Genomic DNA, 16,679 nt, shown 5'->3' with positions numbered 1-16,679 from the left:
AATAATGAATAATGAATTAAGAATTATGCGCGTCAACAGAAAACAATTTCGATTTCTTAATAAGCCCATTGATAATTTTGTGAACTTTTATCGATTGGTTGTCTGCATTATGATAAGTATCGCTATTTATATATGAAACATCAAGTGCAATATCAAACTGACTTTGCAATTCAGTAACTGAACCTTGAGCGATTGAATAAAATTGAGCCTTCTCTTTATATGACTGGCGACTGAAACCTTCCGCAATATTAGAAGTGGCAGAAACAGCACTCCGTCTCATCTGACTCGCCAATGCAAACATCTCCTCTTTGGGAAAAGACTTTACTAACTTATAGACTAGCAACGCCAACGCGTGTCCCTCTTTCCACGCGTCAAGGTCCCTAAAAGATTTTATTGGAATGGACATATTAAATTTCCCTAATTCCTAATTCATTATTCCTGATTCATTTCTTGTCCACCTTATGCCCGCCAAATTGATTTCTCAAGGCCGAGACCACTTGGCCAGTATAACTCGGATGACCTTTTGACTTCACTCGAAAATCTAGAGAGCCCTTAATTATTGGCACCGGAACCTTCAGCCGCTTAGCCACTTCAACTGTCCACTGACCTTCTCCACTATGAGAAATCTCACCGGAAATCTCTTTTAAGTCTTCGCCGTAGGCTTTATAAGCCGACTCGAGCCAGCCCACGAGGCGAGATTCAATCACACTGCCACGATTATAGATTGAGGCGATCTTCTCTAGAGGCAAATCGAAGCCGGACTTCTTCATCACCTCAAATCCTTCGCCAATCGCCTGCATCATGCCGTATTCGATGCCGTTATGGACCATTTTCACAAAGTGCCCGGCGCCGGCCCTGCCAAAATAACCAAAACCATCTTTGACTGACAAATCTTTAAAAAGTGGTTTTAGCTTTTCATAATTTTCTTTTCGGCCACCAATCATGAGACAGGCGCCATTCTTGGCCCCACCAGGACCGCCGGAAGTGCCTACATCCATAAACTTAAATCCCTTGGCCTCAATCTTTTTAGCCCGTTTAATTGTTTCCAAATATGGCGAATTGCCACCATCGACAATCAAATCACCTTTAGACAAAAGCGGTAAAATCCGTTCGATTACCTCATCAACCGCCTGATGCGAAACCATAATCCAAATTAACCTTGGAGCCTTTAAACTTTTCACCAACTCTTCATATGAATAAAACCCCTTGGCCCCAAGAGATTCGGCCTTCTTAATCGGCTCCGGACTGCGGTTGGAGACCGAAACCTGATGGCCGGTTTTGACCAAACGCTCCACCATATTAAGACCCATTTTTCCCAAGCCGATATAACCGATTTTCATATTTTTGTAATTAATTATTTTTAATTCTACCAATATCAATTCCCCGACTACCCTTCGGATACTCGTAAATCGAATCAGTCTGCCAACCTTCTAAAATTGGGTTGATCAGATTCCACTCGGCCAAAACTTCCTGCGTTGAAGCAAACAGAGTTTGGTCGCCACGAATCGCATCAATCAAAACTCTTTCGTAAGCATCGGGAATTTTGCTGACCAAATTGTCTTCGCGATACTTAAAAGAAAGCGACTTGGCTTCCAGGGCCAAATCAAGACCTGGCTTCTTGGCCCAAAAAATGACCTCGATACCCTCGTCCGGCTGAATCCGAAAAGTCAGAACATTTTGTTCACAAACACCCTTAGAATCCTGACTCATCAGACAGTCGATCGGTCGCTTAAAGTAAACTACGATTTCAGCCTTACCAGAGTCTAGGGCTTTACCACCCTCGAGATAAAAAGGTACACCCCGCCAGCGACGATTTTTAACCAAAAGCTTCAGACGAAAGAAGGTCTCGGTCTTAGAGTCCGGTCCAACTCCATTTTCCTGAAGATAGCCCTCATACTGACCCTTGATGGCATAATCTTTGGTTCTTTTGCCCCCACTCACGACCGCTTTCAAAAGCTTGGCCCTGGCTTGGCGGATCAGATTGGCATCCAACTTTTTAGGATTTTCCATCGCCACCACCGCGAGCATTTGCAACATATGATTTTGCCCAACATCACGGAGAGCTCCGACGCCGTCGTAAAACTTACCCCTTTCAGAAACCAAATTTTTCTCATGAAACTTGATTTCGATACTCTCAATTTGTTTCGCATTCCAAATTGGCTCAAAGAGGCTGTTAGAGAATCGGAAACTTAAAATGTTTTGGATTGTCTCTTTGGCCAGATAATGATCGATTCGAAAAATCTGCTCTTCCTTAAATAACTTTCCTAATTTTTGATCAAGCCTTTTAGCTGTCGCGAGATTGTGACCAAACGGCTTCTCAACCAAAATTCTGGTCCAGACCAAACGCTCATTATCAAATCCGGGGGCACAAGGTGTCGCTAGGCCGGAGGTGGCCAGGTTGTCAAAAATGGTCTCATAGAGATCCGGTGGTACGGCCAAATAGAAAAGCTTATTGGTGCAAACTGTAAGCTTCCGATCGGCATCAGAAAGAAATTTGCCCAATTTCTGATAATCCTCCGCCAAGTCAAGCCGACCCTGATGATAAAAAATCTTTCCTAGAAAATCGCGTGCCGCCGAAACACCAAGCACGCGCCCCTTTTGAACCAAACTTTCTTTAATCAAATCTCGGAAACTCTCATTCGAAAACGGCCGGCGCGCAAAACCAATCAACCGAAAATCTTTCGGCAAGGCGCCTTTAACAAACAAATCAAAAAGCGCCGGTGCGAGTTTGTTTTGAAACAGATCCCCCGTCGCCCCAAAGACAACAATAGTAGTCGGGTAGTTTTTGTCGTTTTTTCCGTTCTGCATACCCTATACTATATACCATGTACCCTATACCATCCTAGATGTGGCACACCCCCACTCCACCCTTTTCAAAATATCTCTGGTGATACTCCTCAGCTCGCCAGAATGTACCAACCGGAGTAATCTCGGTCAAAATCGGCCGATTGAATCTTCCCGATTCATCAAATTCTTTTTTAACCCGAAGGGCAATCCTCTTTTGATCATCGGTGTGATAGAAAATCGCCGAGCGGTATTGCTCGCCAACATCCGGCCCTTGCCGATTGCGAGTTGTCGGGTCATGTTTGGTCCAAAAAATTTTTAGAAGATCCTCATAAGAGACTTCAGTCGGGTCATATTCAACCTGCACCGCTTCAGCGTGGCCAGTCTCACCGGCACAAACCTCTTCATAAGTTGGCTCGATTTTATGGCCACCGGTATAACCAACCATCGTATTTTTAACTCCGGGAATCTTCCTGAATAATGCCTCCACACCCCAAAAACAACCGGCAGCGAAAGTGGCTAGAGCAGTTTTGGGCATATTGGTAAAAATAGTTAACTAAGAAAGGTCTTTCTTTTTGGTCTCAAATTCTGCTTTCTCGATCTCGCCTTTAGCATAGCGCTCTTTCAAAATATCGAGAGCTGATTTTCCCAAATTGAAACTGTGGTGACCGGCTTTCAGATTCTTGACTACTTTGATAATCAAAAAGATAATCGCAATCCAAAAAATAACTTCCAGAAGATTACCGAAAAAATTAAAGGTGTGAGGATAGTAATAGTACATCATAGATTTTAAACTAGCTGATAATAGCCGTCTAATTATACACCTTTGGTAAATTTAATGTAAAAACCCGAGAAAATCTCGGGTTTGCGATGACATGCTTAGAACTTCCTGACAAGCTCGGCCAAACTTTTGGAAACCGAGAGCGACTCGGACCGGCCGCGCCACTTCAGGCGAACCGTCGTTTGTTCAAACTTTTGGCCCAACATAACAGCCAAACCGATAACCAGCTTCTTGAGTTTCTTGTCACTCTTGGTATCGAGGTCGGCCGCGTTGCCGGACAATTTGGCCGCCCGTGACATGGCAACAAAATCCTGGCCAGAAATATTTGGCCCGACACAAGAAATGATAAGCCGTGGAGAAATCTCCCAGTCGAAGTGTCGTTTGACCGATTTCGGGTGGTGCTCCACCCAATGAAGCAACGAGATTCCAATCTCACCCCAATCATAGGTATGGTTGTTTCTGGACTGGGTCAAGCCGACAATAATCGAGAATTTGTCATGCGACGACTTGGCGCTTTCCTTCGCCCGCTTCACCTTCACCGTACAATCTTTTGCCTTACTCACACTTTGCCTTTCATTTGATGATTTACTGTCTTTAAAGAACGAGGGACTATTCTAACCAAATAAAAGCCTAAAGTCAAGACCGCCCCTAAGGGGCGGTCCGATTAGGCAATTTTGGACTTAGACCTTCCTTTTCACCTTAGAGCGATCGAGCTCGGTCAAAAGCTGTTTGCGCAAGCGGACACTTTTCGGAGTAATTTCCAAGTATTCATCTTCTGACATGGTCTCCAATCCGCGCTCAATCGTAATTTCAAAAGGTGGCACCAAATCAATCGATTCGTCGGAACCGGAGGCCCGCATGTTGGTCAACTGCTTACCCTTGGTCGGATTAACCATCATCTCCTCGCCTTTTGAGGTATTGCCGATTACCATACCTTCATAAACTTCGGTAGTTGGTCCGATATACAAAACTCCGCGTTCCTGCAAATTCCAAAGAGCGAAGCCCAAAGCTTTGCCGTTCGCCATTGAGATCATCGAGCCGACATGGCGTTTGGTAATTTCGCCGGCATAAGGTTTGAAACCGACAAATCTTGACGACAAAATTCCCTCACCGCGGGTATCAATAATAAATTGGTTGCGATAGCCCAAAAGGCCGCGAGTTGGTCCGGTAAAAATCATACGTGAAGTGTTGCCGTGAATTTTCAAGTCAACCATAATAAAACCGCGCTTGCCTAACTTTTCAATAACCACACCCTGATATTCGCTCGGCACATCAACCACCGCCTCCTCAAAAGGTTCGGTCTTCACCCCGTTCTCTTCGCGAATAATGACTTGCGGTTCTGAGACTTGGACTTCATAACCTTCGCGTCTCATATTTTCCAGCAAAATCGCAATATGGAGTTCACCTCGGCCGTAAACCTTGAAAGTGTCACCGGAGGAAAAATCGACTTTCAGGCCAACATTGATTTCCAGCTCCCTTTCCAATCGTTCGCGAATTTGGCGCGAAGTGACCAGCTTTCCATCCCGACCCGCGAAAGGAGAATTGTTGACCAAAAAATTCAAAGTAATTGTCGGCTCATCAATTGCAATTGCCGGCAAAGGTTCAACACTTTCAATATTAGTAATAGTCTCGCCGATGTAAATATCCGGCAGGCCGGCAATCATCACAATATCGCCGGTCTCGGCCGATTCCGTCTCAACTCTTTGCAAACCATTAAAACTGAAGACTTTGGTGATTCGGCCGGTACGAGTTTCGCCAGTTGGCCTTTTAACAAAGACGCTCTGGTTTGGCTTAGCGTGCCCCTCGTAAATTCTACCAATCGCCAATCGGCCAAGAAAATTATCATAACCAAGATTGAACGACTGGAGGCGCAAAGTTGTCGAGGCCGTCTCCGCAGAAGCCGACTTAACTTTTTCTAAAATCAAATCCAAAAGTGGTGTCAAATCCTTCGATTCGTCGGTTAACTTTCTCTTGGCGATGCCCAAACGCCCAATTGCATAAATTACTGGGAAATCAGCCTGCTCGTTATTGGCACCCAGCTCCAGGAAAAGCTCAAGGACTTGCTCCTCTGCTCGGTGCGGATCAGCCGCCGGCTTATCAATTTTATTAATAACAACAATCGGCCGAAGTCCTAGCTCCAAAGATTTCTTCAAAACAAAACGAGTCTGCGGCATCGGACCCTCTTGAGCGTCAACCACCAGAAGCACCGAGTCGATTGAGCGCAAAACCCGCTCGACTTCTGAGCCGAAGTCGGCGTGTCCGGGGGTATCAACAATATTAATTTTGGTTCCTTTGTAAGGAACCGAGGTGTTCTTAGAATAAATGGTAATTCCTCGTTCTTTTTCCAAACTGTTTGAATCCATTGAGACACCCTCTCCTGTCACACCAGTCTGCCTCAAAATCGCATCGGTAAGGGTGGTCTTGCCGTGGTCAACGTGGGCAATAATTGCAATATTTCTGATTTCCATAATTAAATGTCCCGCCAATTAAGCGGGGTTAAACAATATCAGAAAATGCTCCCGAAGTCAAAATTTCTTGGGCTAACACCGCAACTACCGTACGGCCTCGCCAAAAGCCTCATCATCCGCATCTTTATCCGCCTCCGCTTTTGTCCGATGCACTCGCCCGTCCAAATGATTGGCTGGCGCATAAACAGTATAGACCTTTAGGGCTAAAGAGCCGGTATTCACAAAATTATGTTTGGTTCCGGGGGTTACCACGACCACATCACCGGCAGTAACCGGAGTTTCTTTGCCGTCAAGAATGGCCTTACCATCACCGCTTAGAAAGAATAAAGTTTGCTCGACATGGGCATGAACCTCCTCACCGATTTCCCCGCCAGGCGGAACTTCCATAACCACGAGCTGACTTTTATCACCAGTAAAAAGTACTCGACGAAAGTTATCATTCTCTTCAGTCGCTTTGACAATGTTTGTGGTGTAGGACATAAGAGAATTTTACCATAAAAACCTGCCGGTAAGCGGTGCTATAATTCACTTATGAAAAATCTCGTAGCCATCGGCCTCTTAGTCCTATTTTTCGGCTTTGGGAGCGCCGCGGTTCTGGCCGCGGCGACACTTCCGACAATCTCCGTCATTCCGAATGAACCGGCTCAAGGCGAACCGGTAATGATTACCGTCTCAAACGCCGGACTCAATGAGGTGGCGAGAATTAAACTTGAAAACCGATCACTCTGGTTTTTTGAATTTAAAAGACAACCGACAGCCTTTGCTCCAATCGACCTTTATGCCAGGGCCGGACCAAGGAAAGTTGAAGTTGTACTTGAAAACGGTGCCAAAATTGAAAAAACTTTCGAGGTTCAAGCCCGAGAAAAAATTGAAGCTCCTCTCGGCATTCCGGAGAAACTTGGTGGCGACACGCCCCAAGCCGCAAACAATTTGGTCTCAAACCTCACCAAGGAAAATTTGATATTAAATAATATTTTTTCTACTAGCAAGAGATACTGGACACAGCCTTTCCGTTATCCGGTTCCCACTCCTCAAATCACCGACATTTATGGTTACTTAAGAAAAACCGGCTACTACTCAATCCCTCATAAAGGCACGGACTTCAAAGCCACAGTCGGCACTGCCGTCTATCCCATCAATCGCGGCATAGTTAGGTTAGCAAAAAAATTTGAAATCTACGGCAACACCATAATTGTTGATCATGGTCTTGATGTTGTCTCTTATTACATGCATCTTTCCAAAATGAACGTAAGGGCCGGAGAATTGGTCGGCCGCGAAACTAAAATTGGCCTAAGTGGTGAAACCGGCTACGCCTTAAGTCCGCATTTGCATCTAAGTATAAAAATTAGCGGCGTTTCGATCGATCCGGCCAGATTTTTGGAGTTTTTTAAGCAGTCCTAACAACAACCAGACAGCGCAAACAGGCCTCCTGGTCAGGACGAGTCTTGATGTATTTATTGCCGCAACTGCAAACCAAAATCACGGTTTTCACCGGCTTAACCACCCATTTCCCGTCTTGCTGAAAATGTTTTTTAGAGACTGAAAGATTATTTTTTAATTTGTGAGGCTTCATCCCGTTAGAAATAGGAAACGCTCAATCCACGTGGCTGGAGCAATTTTCTATTTATTAAATTTGATAATCGGTTGTTCATACTAAATGTTTTACTTGAGGGCGTTTCCGTAAAATACCGATAGAAATATTTTGATTAAGATTTTTTAGCATTTACTCTTGTGCTGTACCTCTTAACAAAACATTTCTAACGGGATTCATTCGATAAAAGTTAGGGCTTTGCCCTTTTTATCACCCCTACCGGTTCGACCAATCCGGTGAACATAGTCGTCGTGAGTCGCCGGGATATCATAATTGATCACATGGCTGACATCGGGGATATCCAAACCGCGAGCCGCCACATCAGTCGCCACCAAAATTTGGATATGATTCTGCTTGAAAAGGCCAAGAGCTTTTTGGCGCTTAGAATGATTCTTGTTGCCGTGAATTGATTCCGCTTTAAAGCCTTTCTTGGCCAAGACTTGCGAGAGTTTTTCTACACCGTGTTTGGTACGACCAAAAATTAGAACCTTGCTGAATTCTTTCTGCTTTAACAAATCGTGCAACATCTCGAGCTTATTGGTGCCGAGACCAACTTTAATAACATCTTGGTCAACATTTTTAGAAGTATCGCCAGTTTTGACGGAAATTCGCACCGGCTCACGCAAAAATTCGGTAATTAGTTTTTCAATGTCGCTTGAAAGTGTTGCGGAAAAGAAAAGTGTCTGGCGAGTTTTCGGCATACCATTCATGATGGCTCGCATATCTTTGACAAAACCCATATCAAGCATCCGGTCAGCTTCATCCAAAACTACCGTATTAAATTCAACCACCCGAAGGGCCTTCCGCTCAATTAAGTCTTTCAAGCGCCCAGGAGTGCCAATAATGAAATTATTTTGATAGCGCAATTCTCTTAACTGCGAACCGATGCCTACCCCGCCAACACAAACTACCGAGAAAATCTTTAGACCATTGGTTAAGGCCTTGAGTTCGGCATCAATCTGGATGGCGAGCTCACGGGTCGGCACAATTACAAGAACCTGCTCCTTGCTATTTTGCATCACCTTATTAATCAAAGGGATTAGAAAAGCGCCGGTCTTACCAGTGCCGGTATTAGCCAAACCGACGACATCCCGACCCTGCAAAATGTGAGAGATCGCCCGGTCTTGAATCGGTGTTGGTTGCTTAAAACCCTTGGTGACAATCGCCAGTTTCAGTTTTTGATCAATCTTAAAATCTTCAAAAGCGTGCTCGGGTTTGAAATGTTCAACCTCTTCGGTAATCACGGCTTTGTTGATAAATTTCGCCGGGTTGATGTGTTCGCCCCTCATTTTGCCACGCCCGCCAAAATTACCCCCGCCACCACCGCGGAAACGAGAAAATTGCCCGGCCCTAGAGGTGCCGTGCCGAGTAAAAGAGTTTCGGCCGTAGCCGTTATTGTTGTTTGATTTCTGATGCATTGATTATCTATAACCTCTCGTCTTTAAGTGATTGGCGACGAGTCCGTCTCGAGAGTTTTTAGATAATTAATCAACAAAAACCGTGAGATTTAGTTACCCTAGTACTATACCAAATAGTAGCTTTGCTGTCAACAAAAACCGTTATAACGAAAAACCACCTGATTTTACTCGGGTGGTTTTTCGTTGAGCATTAAGCTCGTGAGACACCTACAGCGGCCGGGCCTTTTTCGCCCTGGACAACTTCAAAGGTGACAGTATCTCCTTCCTTCAATTCCTCGAAGGTGACACCCTTCAATTCCTTTGAATGAAAGAAGAGGTCTTTGGTCTCGCCCTCTCGAGCGATGAAACCGAAGCCTCTCGGAGTTAAGGTCTTGATTGTTCCTTGCATTTGAATTTTTTGCTTATTTGGAAACTTCGACGATAGAACCCAACTCAATAGAAACTAAGCTTAATTTCGATTGAGCTGGGCTCTTGGTTTCTTGTGCTATAAATACACGCTGACAAGTATATACTAAAACAATATAATTGTCAAGTCGATTTTACTACTAACCTAAATACGGCCTAGATTATGGGTTATTTAGAGATTAAGCCTTAGTTTAAAATTAAGATAACCGAGACCAGGATACCTATTAAAACGAGGACCAAAACTGTGGCTATGGCCAAACTAACCGCCTCTTTTTTCTGCCCATCCAGATACCAGAGGATTGGCCGACCAAAAATTAGCATCCCCATCGTAGCAACTGAAACCACAAGAAGAAGCAGAAAAAGGACCCCTCCTAAGGTTTCTTGCGCAGGGCCCAAAATATACTCGGCATTACCCATAAAGGTCGCCACCAAATAGATGTAGGCTACAGCACCGAATGCGTGGAGTAAGGCAGGTTTCAAAATTTGGGAGTTTTTCATTTGGTAATTATAACCCTTAACACCGGCCGAATGTAACCAGCTCGACACGTGCTATACTTAGCCGACTTAAATGAACAAAGTGACCTTAACAGTTGAAGAAGCTAAACCGCTAACTCCGGAGCGTGAAGTGGTAAAAGCCACCGCTTCCGGCCTGCTCGGTCTTAGTGATTTGCCGGCGCTTCAGGCTTGGGGACAAGAGCTAAACGAGCAGGCTCGAAAACACTCTTGTCCAACCAATCGACCGATAGCGATTCTCCTCGACATCCAAGAACTTGAGGGCTACAACTCGCCAGAAATTCTCTCTGCCCTAGTTGAACTAATGAAAGCCGATAAGCCCTTCGTCTACAAGACTGCAACTTATGGCGGGACCAAAACCCACGAGCTAATCCAACAAATCCTTGAGGAAATGGCTGAACGGGATAATTTAAAAAATTTCCCAACTGAAACCGAGGCCATCGCCTGGCTCAAAGAGTAGCCGGCAAACAAAAAACGCCGAATTGGCGTTTTTTGTTTTCTGGCAATTTACTTTTTCTTAGCTGACTTTTTACTGGCAGTTTTTTTAGCCTTGACCGGGACGTCTTTAGCTTCGCTTTTGGTGGCTACGGCAACCGATTCCTTTAGCCCCTCTTTCACAACCGGCACTTTGGGTCCGGCATTCAGACTTAACGCCGCGACCAGCTTGTCCAATTTGGAATTAATCATTTCCAATTGACGCTTAATATCAGCCCCACCCTGATTGCCCCCTTGGTTGCCAGCAAATTGTGGCTTGCTGAAACTGCGATTATTGAAATCTGGTCGAGGTCCACGATTATCCCCCGAAGGCCCGCCTTTGTTCATAAAGCAGTCCTTACAGTAAACCGGCCGCTCATTGGTAGGACGAAAAGGCACTTCACAGCTCTTTCGGCATTCCGCGCAAATTGCTTGGTGCATCTTAACTTCTCGGTCACCGCCCCGAAAACCACCACGGTCGCCACCGCCAAAGCGCGAACCGCCACGATTATCACCAAACCTGTTGCCTCCACCTTGTCTAAAATTTGCCATAGATATAAAGCTAGGATTGTACTAATTCACCTATTCTGCACTATTTTTGAAAAATAGCAAATTTATCAAAAACCCCTTACCTATCTTAAGGTAAGGGGTCACTCGCTAATTGGATGACTCGGCAAAATCCAGAACCGAGCCAGCCCGCAGAGCATAGACGCTCGGGATTGGACAATCAGCCGGATCAAGTTTGACACCCTCATCCGATTCGCCTTGCAGTTCCGAGAATCGACTATGACCGAGACGCAGAGTCGCCGGGTCCGGTTGAATTTTTTCTCCGATTGCCAGCCCGACAAACCTTCCGGAAAGATCCCAAACGCCCCCTCCAATTAAGCCTCTGGGTGCTTTGGGTCTGATTTTCCAGGACTCTTCAAATCGTCCGGAGACTCTCGTCGAATAGAGTGCCCCAGCATCACGGACCGAATGGGTTCCGGCCTCGGTATTAACTACCAAAAGCGGGTCTCCGATTGCTCCAAATTTTCCCAAGTCCGGGTTTGGTGTTGAGACCAGAGGCTTTCGCGCGCTCGGGACCTCCAGACTTCGATCAGTCGGTAATAGCTCCGCCAAATTTAGGTCCGGATTTCGCCTGACCACAAACGCCGGCACACTCTTGCCTTGATAGAATCGAACTCGAACCATCTCACAATCTCTAACCAAAAGAAGCGAGGTAATGATTTTATCGGCAATAACTGTCGCCGAGCCGATTACCGTCGGCGTCTTAACAATCACCGTCCGGTCGATGGCGAGAGCAATCACCCTCCTCAAATCCTGATCCGCGCAATTTTCGGCCACCACGACATCAGTCTTGGTGAACAAGAAGGCTTCTCTCATAGTTTCCCTTTCGTTCAGTTTCTGTTTCAATAATACGCAAGACGCGAATGAAAGCAAGCAAAACAAAAGACCGGCGCGCGGCGCGCCGGTCTTTTGTTTTTTCTTTCTTTTCCCCAACTACTTGCTACCCACTACCCACTCCCAACTTCTTAGGACAAGTGCTTGGAAACCAACTTGGTCATTTCAAACATGTTCACAACCGCCTTGCCACCAAAAACTGCTTTTAGGTTGGCATCGGCGTTGATGTTTCGCTTGTTTTTAGGATCCTGAAGATTCTTGCCTTTAATGTAGACCCAGAGAGCCTTAACGACCTCTGATCGAGGCATTGGACCTTTACCGACAACGGCTGCCAATTCCGGACTAACATTTAACGGCTTCATAAACGCCGAATTCGCTTTTGCTTCTTTTGCCATAATATTTTTAGACTGTTAATTGATACCCCGGTATTTTAACACCCTTTCCCCTAGGGACGCCACTCCCAAAGCCAGGGTCAAAATAGCCACCCTGTCCCCCGATTTTCTCGCATAACTTTGACACTCTGCTATGATGTAATCTGAAAGTTCCTTAAAAGAAAGTGACTCTTATGAATGTCTCGATATCTCAGCCGATTATTCAAGGCGGCATGGGATTCAACATCTCAAGCTGGCCCTTAGCTCGCGCAGTTTCAGCGCTCGGACAGCGCGGTACAGTTTCCGGAGTATCTTTGGAGAGAGTAATGGTCCATCAACTCCAAGATGGCGACTGTGGCGGCCACTTGCGTCGCGCTCTCCAACATTTCCCGTTTCCCAAAATTGCCCAAGAAGTTTTGGATGCCTACTTTATCGAAGGTGGCATTCGCAAAGGCGATCTTTATCGCAATGCCCCAATCTGGAGCATTCAACCTTCGTCCCGCATTATTGCCGCCACAATAACGGCAAACTTCGCATTTGTCTGGCTTGCCAAAGAAGGCCACAGCAACCCTGTCAGCATCAACTATCTGGAGAAGATTGCGATGCCGCACATCTACGCCATCACGGGCGCCATGCTCGCCGGTGTGGATTTCGTCACCATGGGTGCCGGCATCCCGCTTCAAATTCCGGAGGTGCTGACCAATCTGGCAGAAAATCGGGTGTTGAATTATCGCATCCCGGTCGAAGGTAAGACGATTACCGGATACACGATGAGTTTTGACCCTCAAGCCTTTTTTGGTGAAAAACTTCCAGAGCTCAGCCGTCCCGGCTTCATTCCCATCATCGCCTCGAACCTACTGGCGACAATCTTCACCAAGAAGTTGCCGCCAGGGAGTGTCCAGGGCTTCGTGGTCGAAGAGCCGACCGCCGGCGGACACAATGCGCCACCAAGAAAAATTATCCGTGACGAGTCTGGTGTCCCCCAGCCTACCTACGGCGAAAAAGATGTAGTCAACTACGCCAAAATCGCCGAGCTTGGTTTGCCATTCTGGATTGGCGGTTCTTACGCCTCACCGGAAAAACTCAAATGGGCTAAATCTGTCGGAGCAACCGGAATTCAAGCCGGCAGTATCTTTGCTCTTTGCGAACAATCCGGCATGCGACCCGACATCAGGCAAAAAATTCGTGAGCTCGGGTTCGAAGGCAAGCTACAGGTGCGAACCGACATGCGGATTTCCCCGACCGGATTTCCGTTTAAGGTTGTTCTCCTTGATGGCACTATCTCTGACTTGGCTACCTACCAAAGCCGAGAGCGAGTCTGCGACCAAGGTGCCCTAGCAATTCTCTACGAGAGGCCTGATGGCAGTATCGGCTATCGTTGCCCTGGCGAACCAATCGAAAGATTTGTGAGCAAAGGTGGTGACCTGGCCGAGACTACCGGACGAGGCTGTCTTTGCAACGGTCTCTACGCCACCGCCGGATTGAGTGACGACGAAATACCGATTGTCACCTTGGGTGATGATGTCAGTTTCTTGCGAAAATTGATGACCAAGGCAGATGATTCATACAGTGCCACAGATGCCGTCGGGTATCTTCTGTCTTGAGAAAGCTCCGCCCCGCAAAACAGCAACTGTTTTGCGGGGCTTTAAATTTCCATTAGTAAATTTTGAACTGCAATGCTACACTGCGAATCATGAGAAAATCCCCCGACAATCACCGCCGACAAAATAACCCGCCTTCCCCGGCTAACCCGAATAATAATCCGGCGCAATTTCCTATGCGCATTAACAAATACCTCGCCTTAAAAAATTATTCCACCCGCCGCGGTGCCGACGAAATCATTTCAGCCAAAAAAGTTTTCATCAACGGCCGTCTCGCCGTCCTCGGAGACAGGGTGAATGAAACCGATACCGTCGAGGTAAAATATCGCGGCAAAACCGCTCCGAAATTCGCCTACTTTGCCTTCAATAAACCGATTGGCATGCCGACCGGAGCCGAACCGGAAAGACACGGCAAAAGAGATCTCGACATCATAAGTTCCTTACCCAAGGAATTGCAAATGCTAAAAATTTTCCCAATTGGTCGACTAGACAAAGACTCGCACGGACTCATCATTTTGACTAACGACGGTCGAGTGACTGATCGCCTGCTTAATCCAAAATTTGAACATGACAAAGAGTATGAGGTCACAACCGCGCAACCTCTGCGCAGTAATTTTGAAGAGAAAATCGCCAGTGGTTTGAAAATCGAGGGCGAAATTGCCAAACCGGCCAAAGCCGAGAGAATCGGCGAAAAAAAGTTTCGCATTATTCTAACCGAAGGCAAGACCCACCAAGTCAGGCGCATGGTCTCGGCCCTTTTCAACGAAGTCGTCGACCTCAAACGTATCCGCATTATGAATATCAAGCTCGGCTCCCTTAAATCCGGCACCGTAAGAGAGCTCGCCGGCAGAGAACTGGCTGATTTTCTCTCTGGCCTAAATCTATAGCCAACTATTTTTCTAAATCAAGAATCTCGTCAATCCGGATTTTGCTCACAAAATCTGGCACGTGACTTACCAAAATCATCGCGCCCCCATATTTATCAAGCGCCTCGGCAATAATTGGAATATGACGAAAATTAATATGATTCGTCGGCTCATCGAGAATCAAAAGACCGGGTTTTTGTAAAACCAAACGGGCAAAAGCCACCAGTCCCTTCTGCCCTTCCGAGAGACTGCCGATTTTACTCTTGATCATTTCCCCGTTGATTAAAAAACCGGCGGCTGTCGATCGCATCACCTCCTCAATGTGTTTATCCATCACTGACAGCAGTGAATCATGGACCGTATCTTCAAAATTGAGGGTCGAAAAATCCTGCCTATAATAGCCGACTTTAACTCCACTCATAATGGTCACCCCTTTTGATTCACCTTTGGCAATCGATTCGAGCAAGGTGCTTTTGCCAATACCGTTTGGTCCTCGCAAAAGTAAGTGCTGATTGCGACGCAAAGTGATATTGGTTTTGCGAGAAAGTAATTTGTGAGTTTTAGGACTCATGGTTGAGAAAGCTGTGATTTTCAAAATGTCACCGAGTAAATCCGATTGAGTCGGGATGGTGAAAGGGCGGATAGTTTTATCCTCGCGCCTGATGTCAACCTTGGACTCCTCAAGTTCCTCAGCTTTCTCTCGCATCCGCTTGGCTACCAAGCGCATCTGGCCACCTTTGTTGGCAAAAAAGTTGGCCTTGTCTTTGTTCTCTTGAATTTCCTTGGCCAGCTGGGCATTTTTGCGATTTTCTTTTTCCACCCGAGCAGTAATCTGCTCGGCCACGTCAAAATAATTGCCCACATACTGTTCCAGCTGGCGAGTAAAGATATCCAAGTAAAGCACACCGGTTGAAAAAGCATTAAGAAACTCGGCATCGTGAGAAATTACAATAACTGTCTTCTCATAATTTTTGAGAAATTCGGTCAGATGAAGGATGCCGGCTTTATCTAAATTATTAGTCGGCTCATCCAAAAGCAAAAGATCTGGATTTTGGATTAAAGCTGAAGCCAAAAGTAGCCGAGCCTGCTGGCCACCGGAAAAACTTTTAATGATTCGATCATGAACTTTGGTATGACCTTTCAGGTTTACAACCTCAAGCACCGCATCAATCCTGGGATCAATATCATAAATTTTTTTAGGAAAACATTTTAGGAAAAACTCCCGAACGGAAAGCTCAAGTTCGTCGCGCGGCACCACCTGTCTAGAAACGGCGATAGTCACGCCATTACCGACAACGACTTTGCCGGATTCCGGCTTCAAGACTCCGGAAATTAAACCAAAAATCGTAGTTTTACCGGCGCCATTTTGCCCCATAATCGTGATTTTTGAACCACGACGAACAGAGCAATTGACCTCATCTAGGATGGGTTTGTTGTGACCATATTCAAAACTGACATCTTCGAATCGAAATATTACTTCATCTTGAGCCATGGGCCCATAGAGTATCCCATTTTGAGCCAAATAGAAAGCCTAACGATTGAGAAAGGTTATGGTAAGTTGCAAAGCTGTTGCAAATAGAACCCAAACTAAGTATGGAATTTGAAGATAAGTAATCCACTTAAAATGTGGATAAATCACAATCATGGCCCAAATCAAAGTTCCGAGTACCAATAAAATGTCGGCTGCTCCCAAATAATTATTTTGGAGACCAAATTGGATTGGCGTAAAAGCGAAATTAAAAATCAGATTGAGGACAAAAGGCAAAGCAACAATAGCCGGTAATTGCTTAGTAAAAACTTTATAGAAAACTGTGCCATAGGAAATTGCGATTAGAACATAGAGAAAAGTCCAAACTGGGCCAAAAAGCCATGAAGGTGGCGCCCACGAGGGTTTGATGAGTTGTGAATACCAAGAGTAAGCCGACATAGCAAAATTATATCACTTTTGGCCTGAATCCTTGTCTTGGTCCGACTTTGGCAAACCCCATTGCCATCGTGGCGACTCC

At 45.8% G+C, this 16,679-nt stretch carries 21 protein-coding genes; 4 read left to right on the top strand and 17 right to left on the bottom strand.

The window, feature by feature from the left end:
• Positions 1-16: 16 nt before the first annotated feature.
• From WCT25_02330 to WCT25_02295, 8 genes are all read right to left on the bottom strand, one after another.
• Positions 17-406: a four helix bundle protein gene (locus WCT25_02330; GenBank protein ID MFA6536251.1), complete on the bottom strand. Its 390-nt coding sequence runs from the start codon at positions 404-406 to the stop codon at positions 17-19.
• A 37-nt stretch (positions 407-443) separates the two neighbouring features.
• A complete protein-coding gene (gene gnd / locus WCT25_02325) occupies positions 444-1,340 on the bottom strand; it encodes a decarboxylating 6-phosphogluconate dehydrogenase (GenBank protein ID MFA6536250.1) in 897 nt (298 codons plus the stop codon).
• A 10-nt stretch (positions 1,341-1,350) separates the two neighbouring features.
• On the bottom strand, positions 1,351-2,808 hold the full coding sequence (zwf, locus tag WCT25_02320) for a glucose-6-phosphate dehydrogenase (GenBank protein MFA6536249.1): 1,458 nt from the start codon (positions 2,806-2,808) through the stop codon (positions 1,351-1,353).
• Positions 2,809-2,842: 34 nt separating this feature from the next.
• Positions 2,843-3,322: a peptide-methionine (S)-S-oxide reductase MsrA gene (gene msrA / locus WCT25_02315; protein ID MFA6536248.1), complete on the bottom strand. Its 480-nt coding sequence runs from the start codon at positions 3,320-3,322 to the stop codon at positions 2,843-2,845.
• Between the two features lie 18 nt (positions 3,323-3,340).
• Positions 3,341-3,568: an SHOCT domain-containing protein gene (locus tag WCT25_02310; GenBank protein ID MFA6536247.1), complete on the bottom strand. Its 228-nt coding sequence runs from the start codon at positions 3,566-3,568 to the stop codon at positions 3,341-3,343.
• A gap of 95 nt (positions 3,569-3,663) precedes the next feature.
• On the bottom strand, positions 3,664-4,128 hold the full coding sequence (locus tag WCT25_02305) for a hypothetical protein (GenBank protein ID MFA6536246.1): 465 nt from the start codon (positions 4,126-4,128) through the stop codon (positions 3,664-3,666).
• Between the two features lie 117 nt (positions 4,129-4,245).
• Complete coding sequence (gene typA / locus WCT25_02300; GenBank protein MFA6536245.1) at positions 4,246-6,036, bottom strand: translational GTPase TypA; 1,791 nt, start codon at positions 6,034-6,036, stop codon at positions 4,246-4,248.
• A gap of 81 nt (positions 6,037-6,117) precedes the next feature.
• Entirely contained in the window at positions 6,118-6,513 is a 396-nt protein-coding gene (locus WCT25_02295) for a cupin domain-containing protein (GenBank protein MFA6536244.1), read from the bottom strand.
• Positions 6,514-6,564: 51 nt separating this feature from the next.
• Between WCT25_02295 and WCT25_02290 the strand changes: the two genes are divergently transcribed.
• Positions 6,565-7,434 carry a M23 family metallopeptidase gene (locus WCT25_02290; protein ID MFA6536243.1) on the top strand — a complete coding sequence of 290 codons (870 nt, stop codon included), beginning with the start codon at positions 6,565-6,567 and terminating at the stop codon, positions 7,432-7,434.
• Here the strand turns inward: WCT25_02290 and WCT25_02285 are convergent.
• The 4 genes from WCT25_02285 to WCT25_02270 form a co-directional block, all read right to left on the bottom strand.
• Positions 7,421-7,606 (bottom strand): hypothetical protein, encoded by a 186-nt coding sequence (locus WCT25_02285; protein ID MFA6536242.1) that lies wholly within the window; start codon positions 7,604-7,606, stop codon positions 7,421-7,423. The genes WCT25_02290 and WCT25_02285 overlap by 14 nt on opposite strands.
• Before the next feature lie 194 nt (positions 7,607-7,800).
• Positions 7,801-9,042 carry a DEAD/DEAH box helicase gene (locus WCT25_02280; GenBank protein ID MFA6536241.1) on the bottom strand — a complete coding sequence of 414 codons (1,242 nt, stop codon included), beginning with the start codon at positions 9,040-9,042 and terminating at the stop codon, positions 7,801-7,803.
• Positions 9,043-9,232: 190 nt separating this feature from the next.
• Entirely contained in the window at positions 9,233-9,430 is a 198-nt protein-coding gene (locus WCT25_02275) for a cold shock domain-containing protein (protein ID MFA6536240.1), read from the bottom strand.
• Between the two features lie 203 nt (positions 9,431-9,633).
• The gene (locus tag WCT25_02270) at positions 9,634-9,945 is read right to left on the bottom strand and encodes a hypothetical protein (protein MFA6536239.1); all 312 of its coding nucleotides are present in this window, start codon (positions 9,943-9,945) and stop codon (positions 9,634-9,636) included.
• 70 nt (positions 9,946-10,015) lie between these two features.
• Here WCT25_02270 and WCT25_02265 point away from each other — a divergent pair, with 70 nt between their 5' ends.
• Positions 10,016-10,420 (top strand): hypothetical protein, encoded by a 405-nt coding sequence (locus WCT25_02265; protein ID MFA6536238.1) that lies wholly within the window; start codon positions 10,016-10,018, stop codon positions 10,418-10,420.
• A 47-nt stretch (positions 10,421-10,467) separates the two neighbouring features.
• On the opposite strand, the gene WCT25_02260 is transcribed toward WCT25_02265, so the two are convergent.
• The 3 genes from WCT25_02260 to WCT25_02250 all read right to left on the bottom strand — a co-directional run bounded on the left by WCT25_02260 (position 10,468) and on the right by WCT25_02250 (position 12,230).
• Complete coding sequence (locus tag WCT25_02260) at positions 10,468-10,986, bottom strand: CxxC-x17-CxxC domain-containing protein (GenBank protein MFA6536237.1); 519 nt, start codon at positions 10,984-10,986, stop codon at positions 10,468-10,470.
• 105 nt (positions 10,987-11,091) lie between these two features.
• Positions 11,092-11,817 (bottom strand): hypothetical protein, encoded by a 726-nt coding sequence (locus WCT25_02255; protein ID MFA6536236.1) that lies wholly within the window; start codon positions 11,815-11,817, stop codon positions 11,092-11,094.
• Positions 11,818-11,966: 149 nt separating this feature from the next.
• Complete coding sequence (locus tag WCT25_02250) at positions 11,967-12,230, bottom strand: SWIB/MDM2 domain-containing protein (GenBank protein ID MFA6536235.1); 264 nt, start codon at positions 12,228-12,230, stop codon at positions 11,967-11,969.
• 170 nt (positions 12,231-12,400) lie between these two features.
• Here WCT25_02250 and WCT25_02245 point away from each other — a divergent pair, with 170 nt between their 5' ends.
• Both WCT25_02245 and WCT25_02240 read left to right on the top strand, forming a co-directional pair.
• Positions 12,401-13,810: a nitronate monooxygenase gene (locus WCT25_02245; GenBank protein ID MFA6536234.1), complete on the top strand. Its 1,410-nt coding sequence runs from the start codon at positions 12,401-12,403 to the stop codon at positions 13,808-13,810.
• Positions 13,811-13,983: 173 nt separating this feature from the next.
• Positions 13,984-14,694, top strand: coding sequence for a pseudouridine synthase (locus WCT25_02240; protein MFA6536233.1), 711 nt, complete (start codon positions 13,984-13,986; stop codon positions 14,692-14,694).
• A gap of 4 nt (positions 14,695-14,698) precedes the next feature.
• On the opposite strand, the gene WCT25_02235 is transcribed toward WCT25_02240, so the two are convergent.
• Positions 14,699-16,165 carry an ABC-F family ATP-binding cassette domain-containing protein gene (locus WCT25_02235; protein ID MFA6536232.1) on the bottom strand — a complete coding sequence of 489 codons (1,467 nt, stop codon included), beginning with the start codon at positions 16,163-16,165 and terminating at the stop codon, positions 14,699-14,701.
• 39 nt (positions 16,166-16,204) lie between these two features.
• The gene (locus tag WCT25_02230; GenBank protein ID MFA6536231.1) at positions 16,205-16,600 is read right to left on the bottom strand and encodes a TspO/MBR family protein; all 396 of its coding nucleotides are present in this window, start codon (positions 16,598-16,600) and stop codon (positions 16,205-16,207) included.
• Between the last annotated feature and the right edge of the window lie 79 nt (positions 16,601-16,679).

The organism is Candidatus Paceibacterota bacterium (assembly GCA_041666545.1).
In the GTDB taxonomy this organism is placed as follows: domain Bacteria; phylum Patescibacteriota; class Minisyncoccia; order Phycocordibacterales; family JBAYGS01; genus JBAYGS01.
The sequence above is the reverse complement of the archived record's forward strand: the minus strand, read 5'-3'. Positions and strand labels throughout refer to the sequence as shown.

Bases quoted from the DNA above. Each gene is read 5' to 3' on its own strand.
- zwf (MFA6536249.1), bottom strand. From the start codon at position 2,808: ATGCAGAACGGAAAAAACGACAAAAACTACCCGACTACTATTGTTGTC.
- gnd (MFA6536250.1), bottom strand. From the start codon at position 1,340: ATGAAAATCGGTTATATCGGCTTGGGAAAAATGGGTCTTAATATGGTG.
- WCT25_02285 (MFA6536242.1), bottom strand. From the start codon at position 7,606: ATGAAGCCTCACAAATTAAAAAATAATCTTTCAGTCTCTAAAAAACAT.
- WCT25_02235 (MFA6536232.1), bottom strand. From the start codon at position 16,165: ATGGCTCAAGATGAAGTAATATTTCGATTCGAAGATGTCAGTTTTGAA.
- WCT25_02330 (MFA6536251.1), bottom strand. From the start codon at position 406: ATGTCCATTCCAATAAAATCTTTTAGGGACCTTGACGCGTGGAAAGAG.
- WCT25_02260 (MFA6536237.1), bottom strand. From the start codon at position 10,986: ATGGCAAATTTTAGACAAGGTGGAGGCAACAGGTTTGGTGATAATCGT.
- msrA (MFA6536248.1), bottom strand. From the start codon at position 3,322: ATGCCCAAAACTGCTCTAGCCACTTTCGCTGCCGGTTGTTTTTGGGGT.
- WCT25_02265 (MFA6536238.1), top strand. From the start codon at position 10,016: ATGAACAAAGTGACCTTAACAGTTGAAGAAGCTAAACCGCTAACTCCG.
- WCT25_02275 (MFA6536240.1), bottom strand. From the start codon at position 9,430: ATGCAAGGAACAATCAAGACCTTAACTCCGAGAGGCTTCGGTTTCATC.
- WCT25_02290 (MFA6536243.1), top strand. From the start codon at position 6,565: ATGAAAAATCTCGTAGCCATCGGCCTCTTAGTCCTATTTTTCGGCTTT.
- WCT25_02295 (MFA6536244.1), bottom strand. From the start codon at position 6,513: ATGTCCTACACCACAAACATTGTCAAAGCGACTGAAGAGAATGATAAC.
- WCT25_02270 (MFA6536239.1), bottom strand. From the start codon at position 9,945: ATGAAAAACTCCCAAATTTTGAAACCTGCCTTACTCCACGCATTCGGT.
- WCT25_02310 (MFA6536247.1), bottom strand. From the start codon at position 3,568: ATGATGTACTATTACTATCCTCACACCTTTAATTTTTTCGGTAATCTT.
- WCT25_02280 (MFA6536241.1), bottom strand. From the start codon at position 9,042: ATGCATCAGAAATCAAACAACAATAACGGCTACGGCCGAAACTCTTTT.
- WCT25_02255 (MFA6536236.1), bottom strand. From the start codon at position 11,817: ATGAGAGAAGCCTTCTTGTTCACCAAGACTGATGTCGTGGTGGCCGAA.
- WCT25_02245 (MFA6536234.1), top strand. From the start codon at position 12,401: ATGAATGTCTCGATATCTCAGCCGATTATTCAAGGCGGCATGGGATTC.
- WCT25_02240 (MFA6536233.1), top strand. From the start codon at position 13,984: ATGCGCATTAACAAATACCTCGCCTTAAAAAATTATTCCACCCGCCGC.
- WCT25_02250 (MFA6536235.1), bottom strand. From the start codon at position 12,230: ATGGCAAAAGAAGCAAAAGCGAATTCGGCGTTTATGAAGCCGTTAAAT.
- WCT25_02230 (MFA6536231.1), bottom strand. From the start codon at position 16,600: ATGTCGGCTTACTCTTGGTATTCACAACTCATCAAACCCTCGTGGGCG.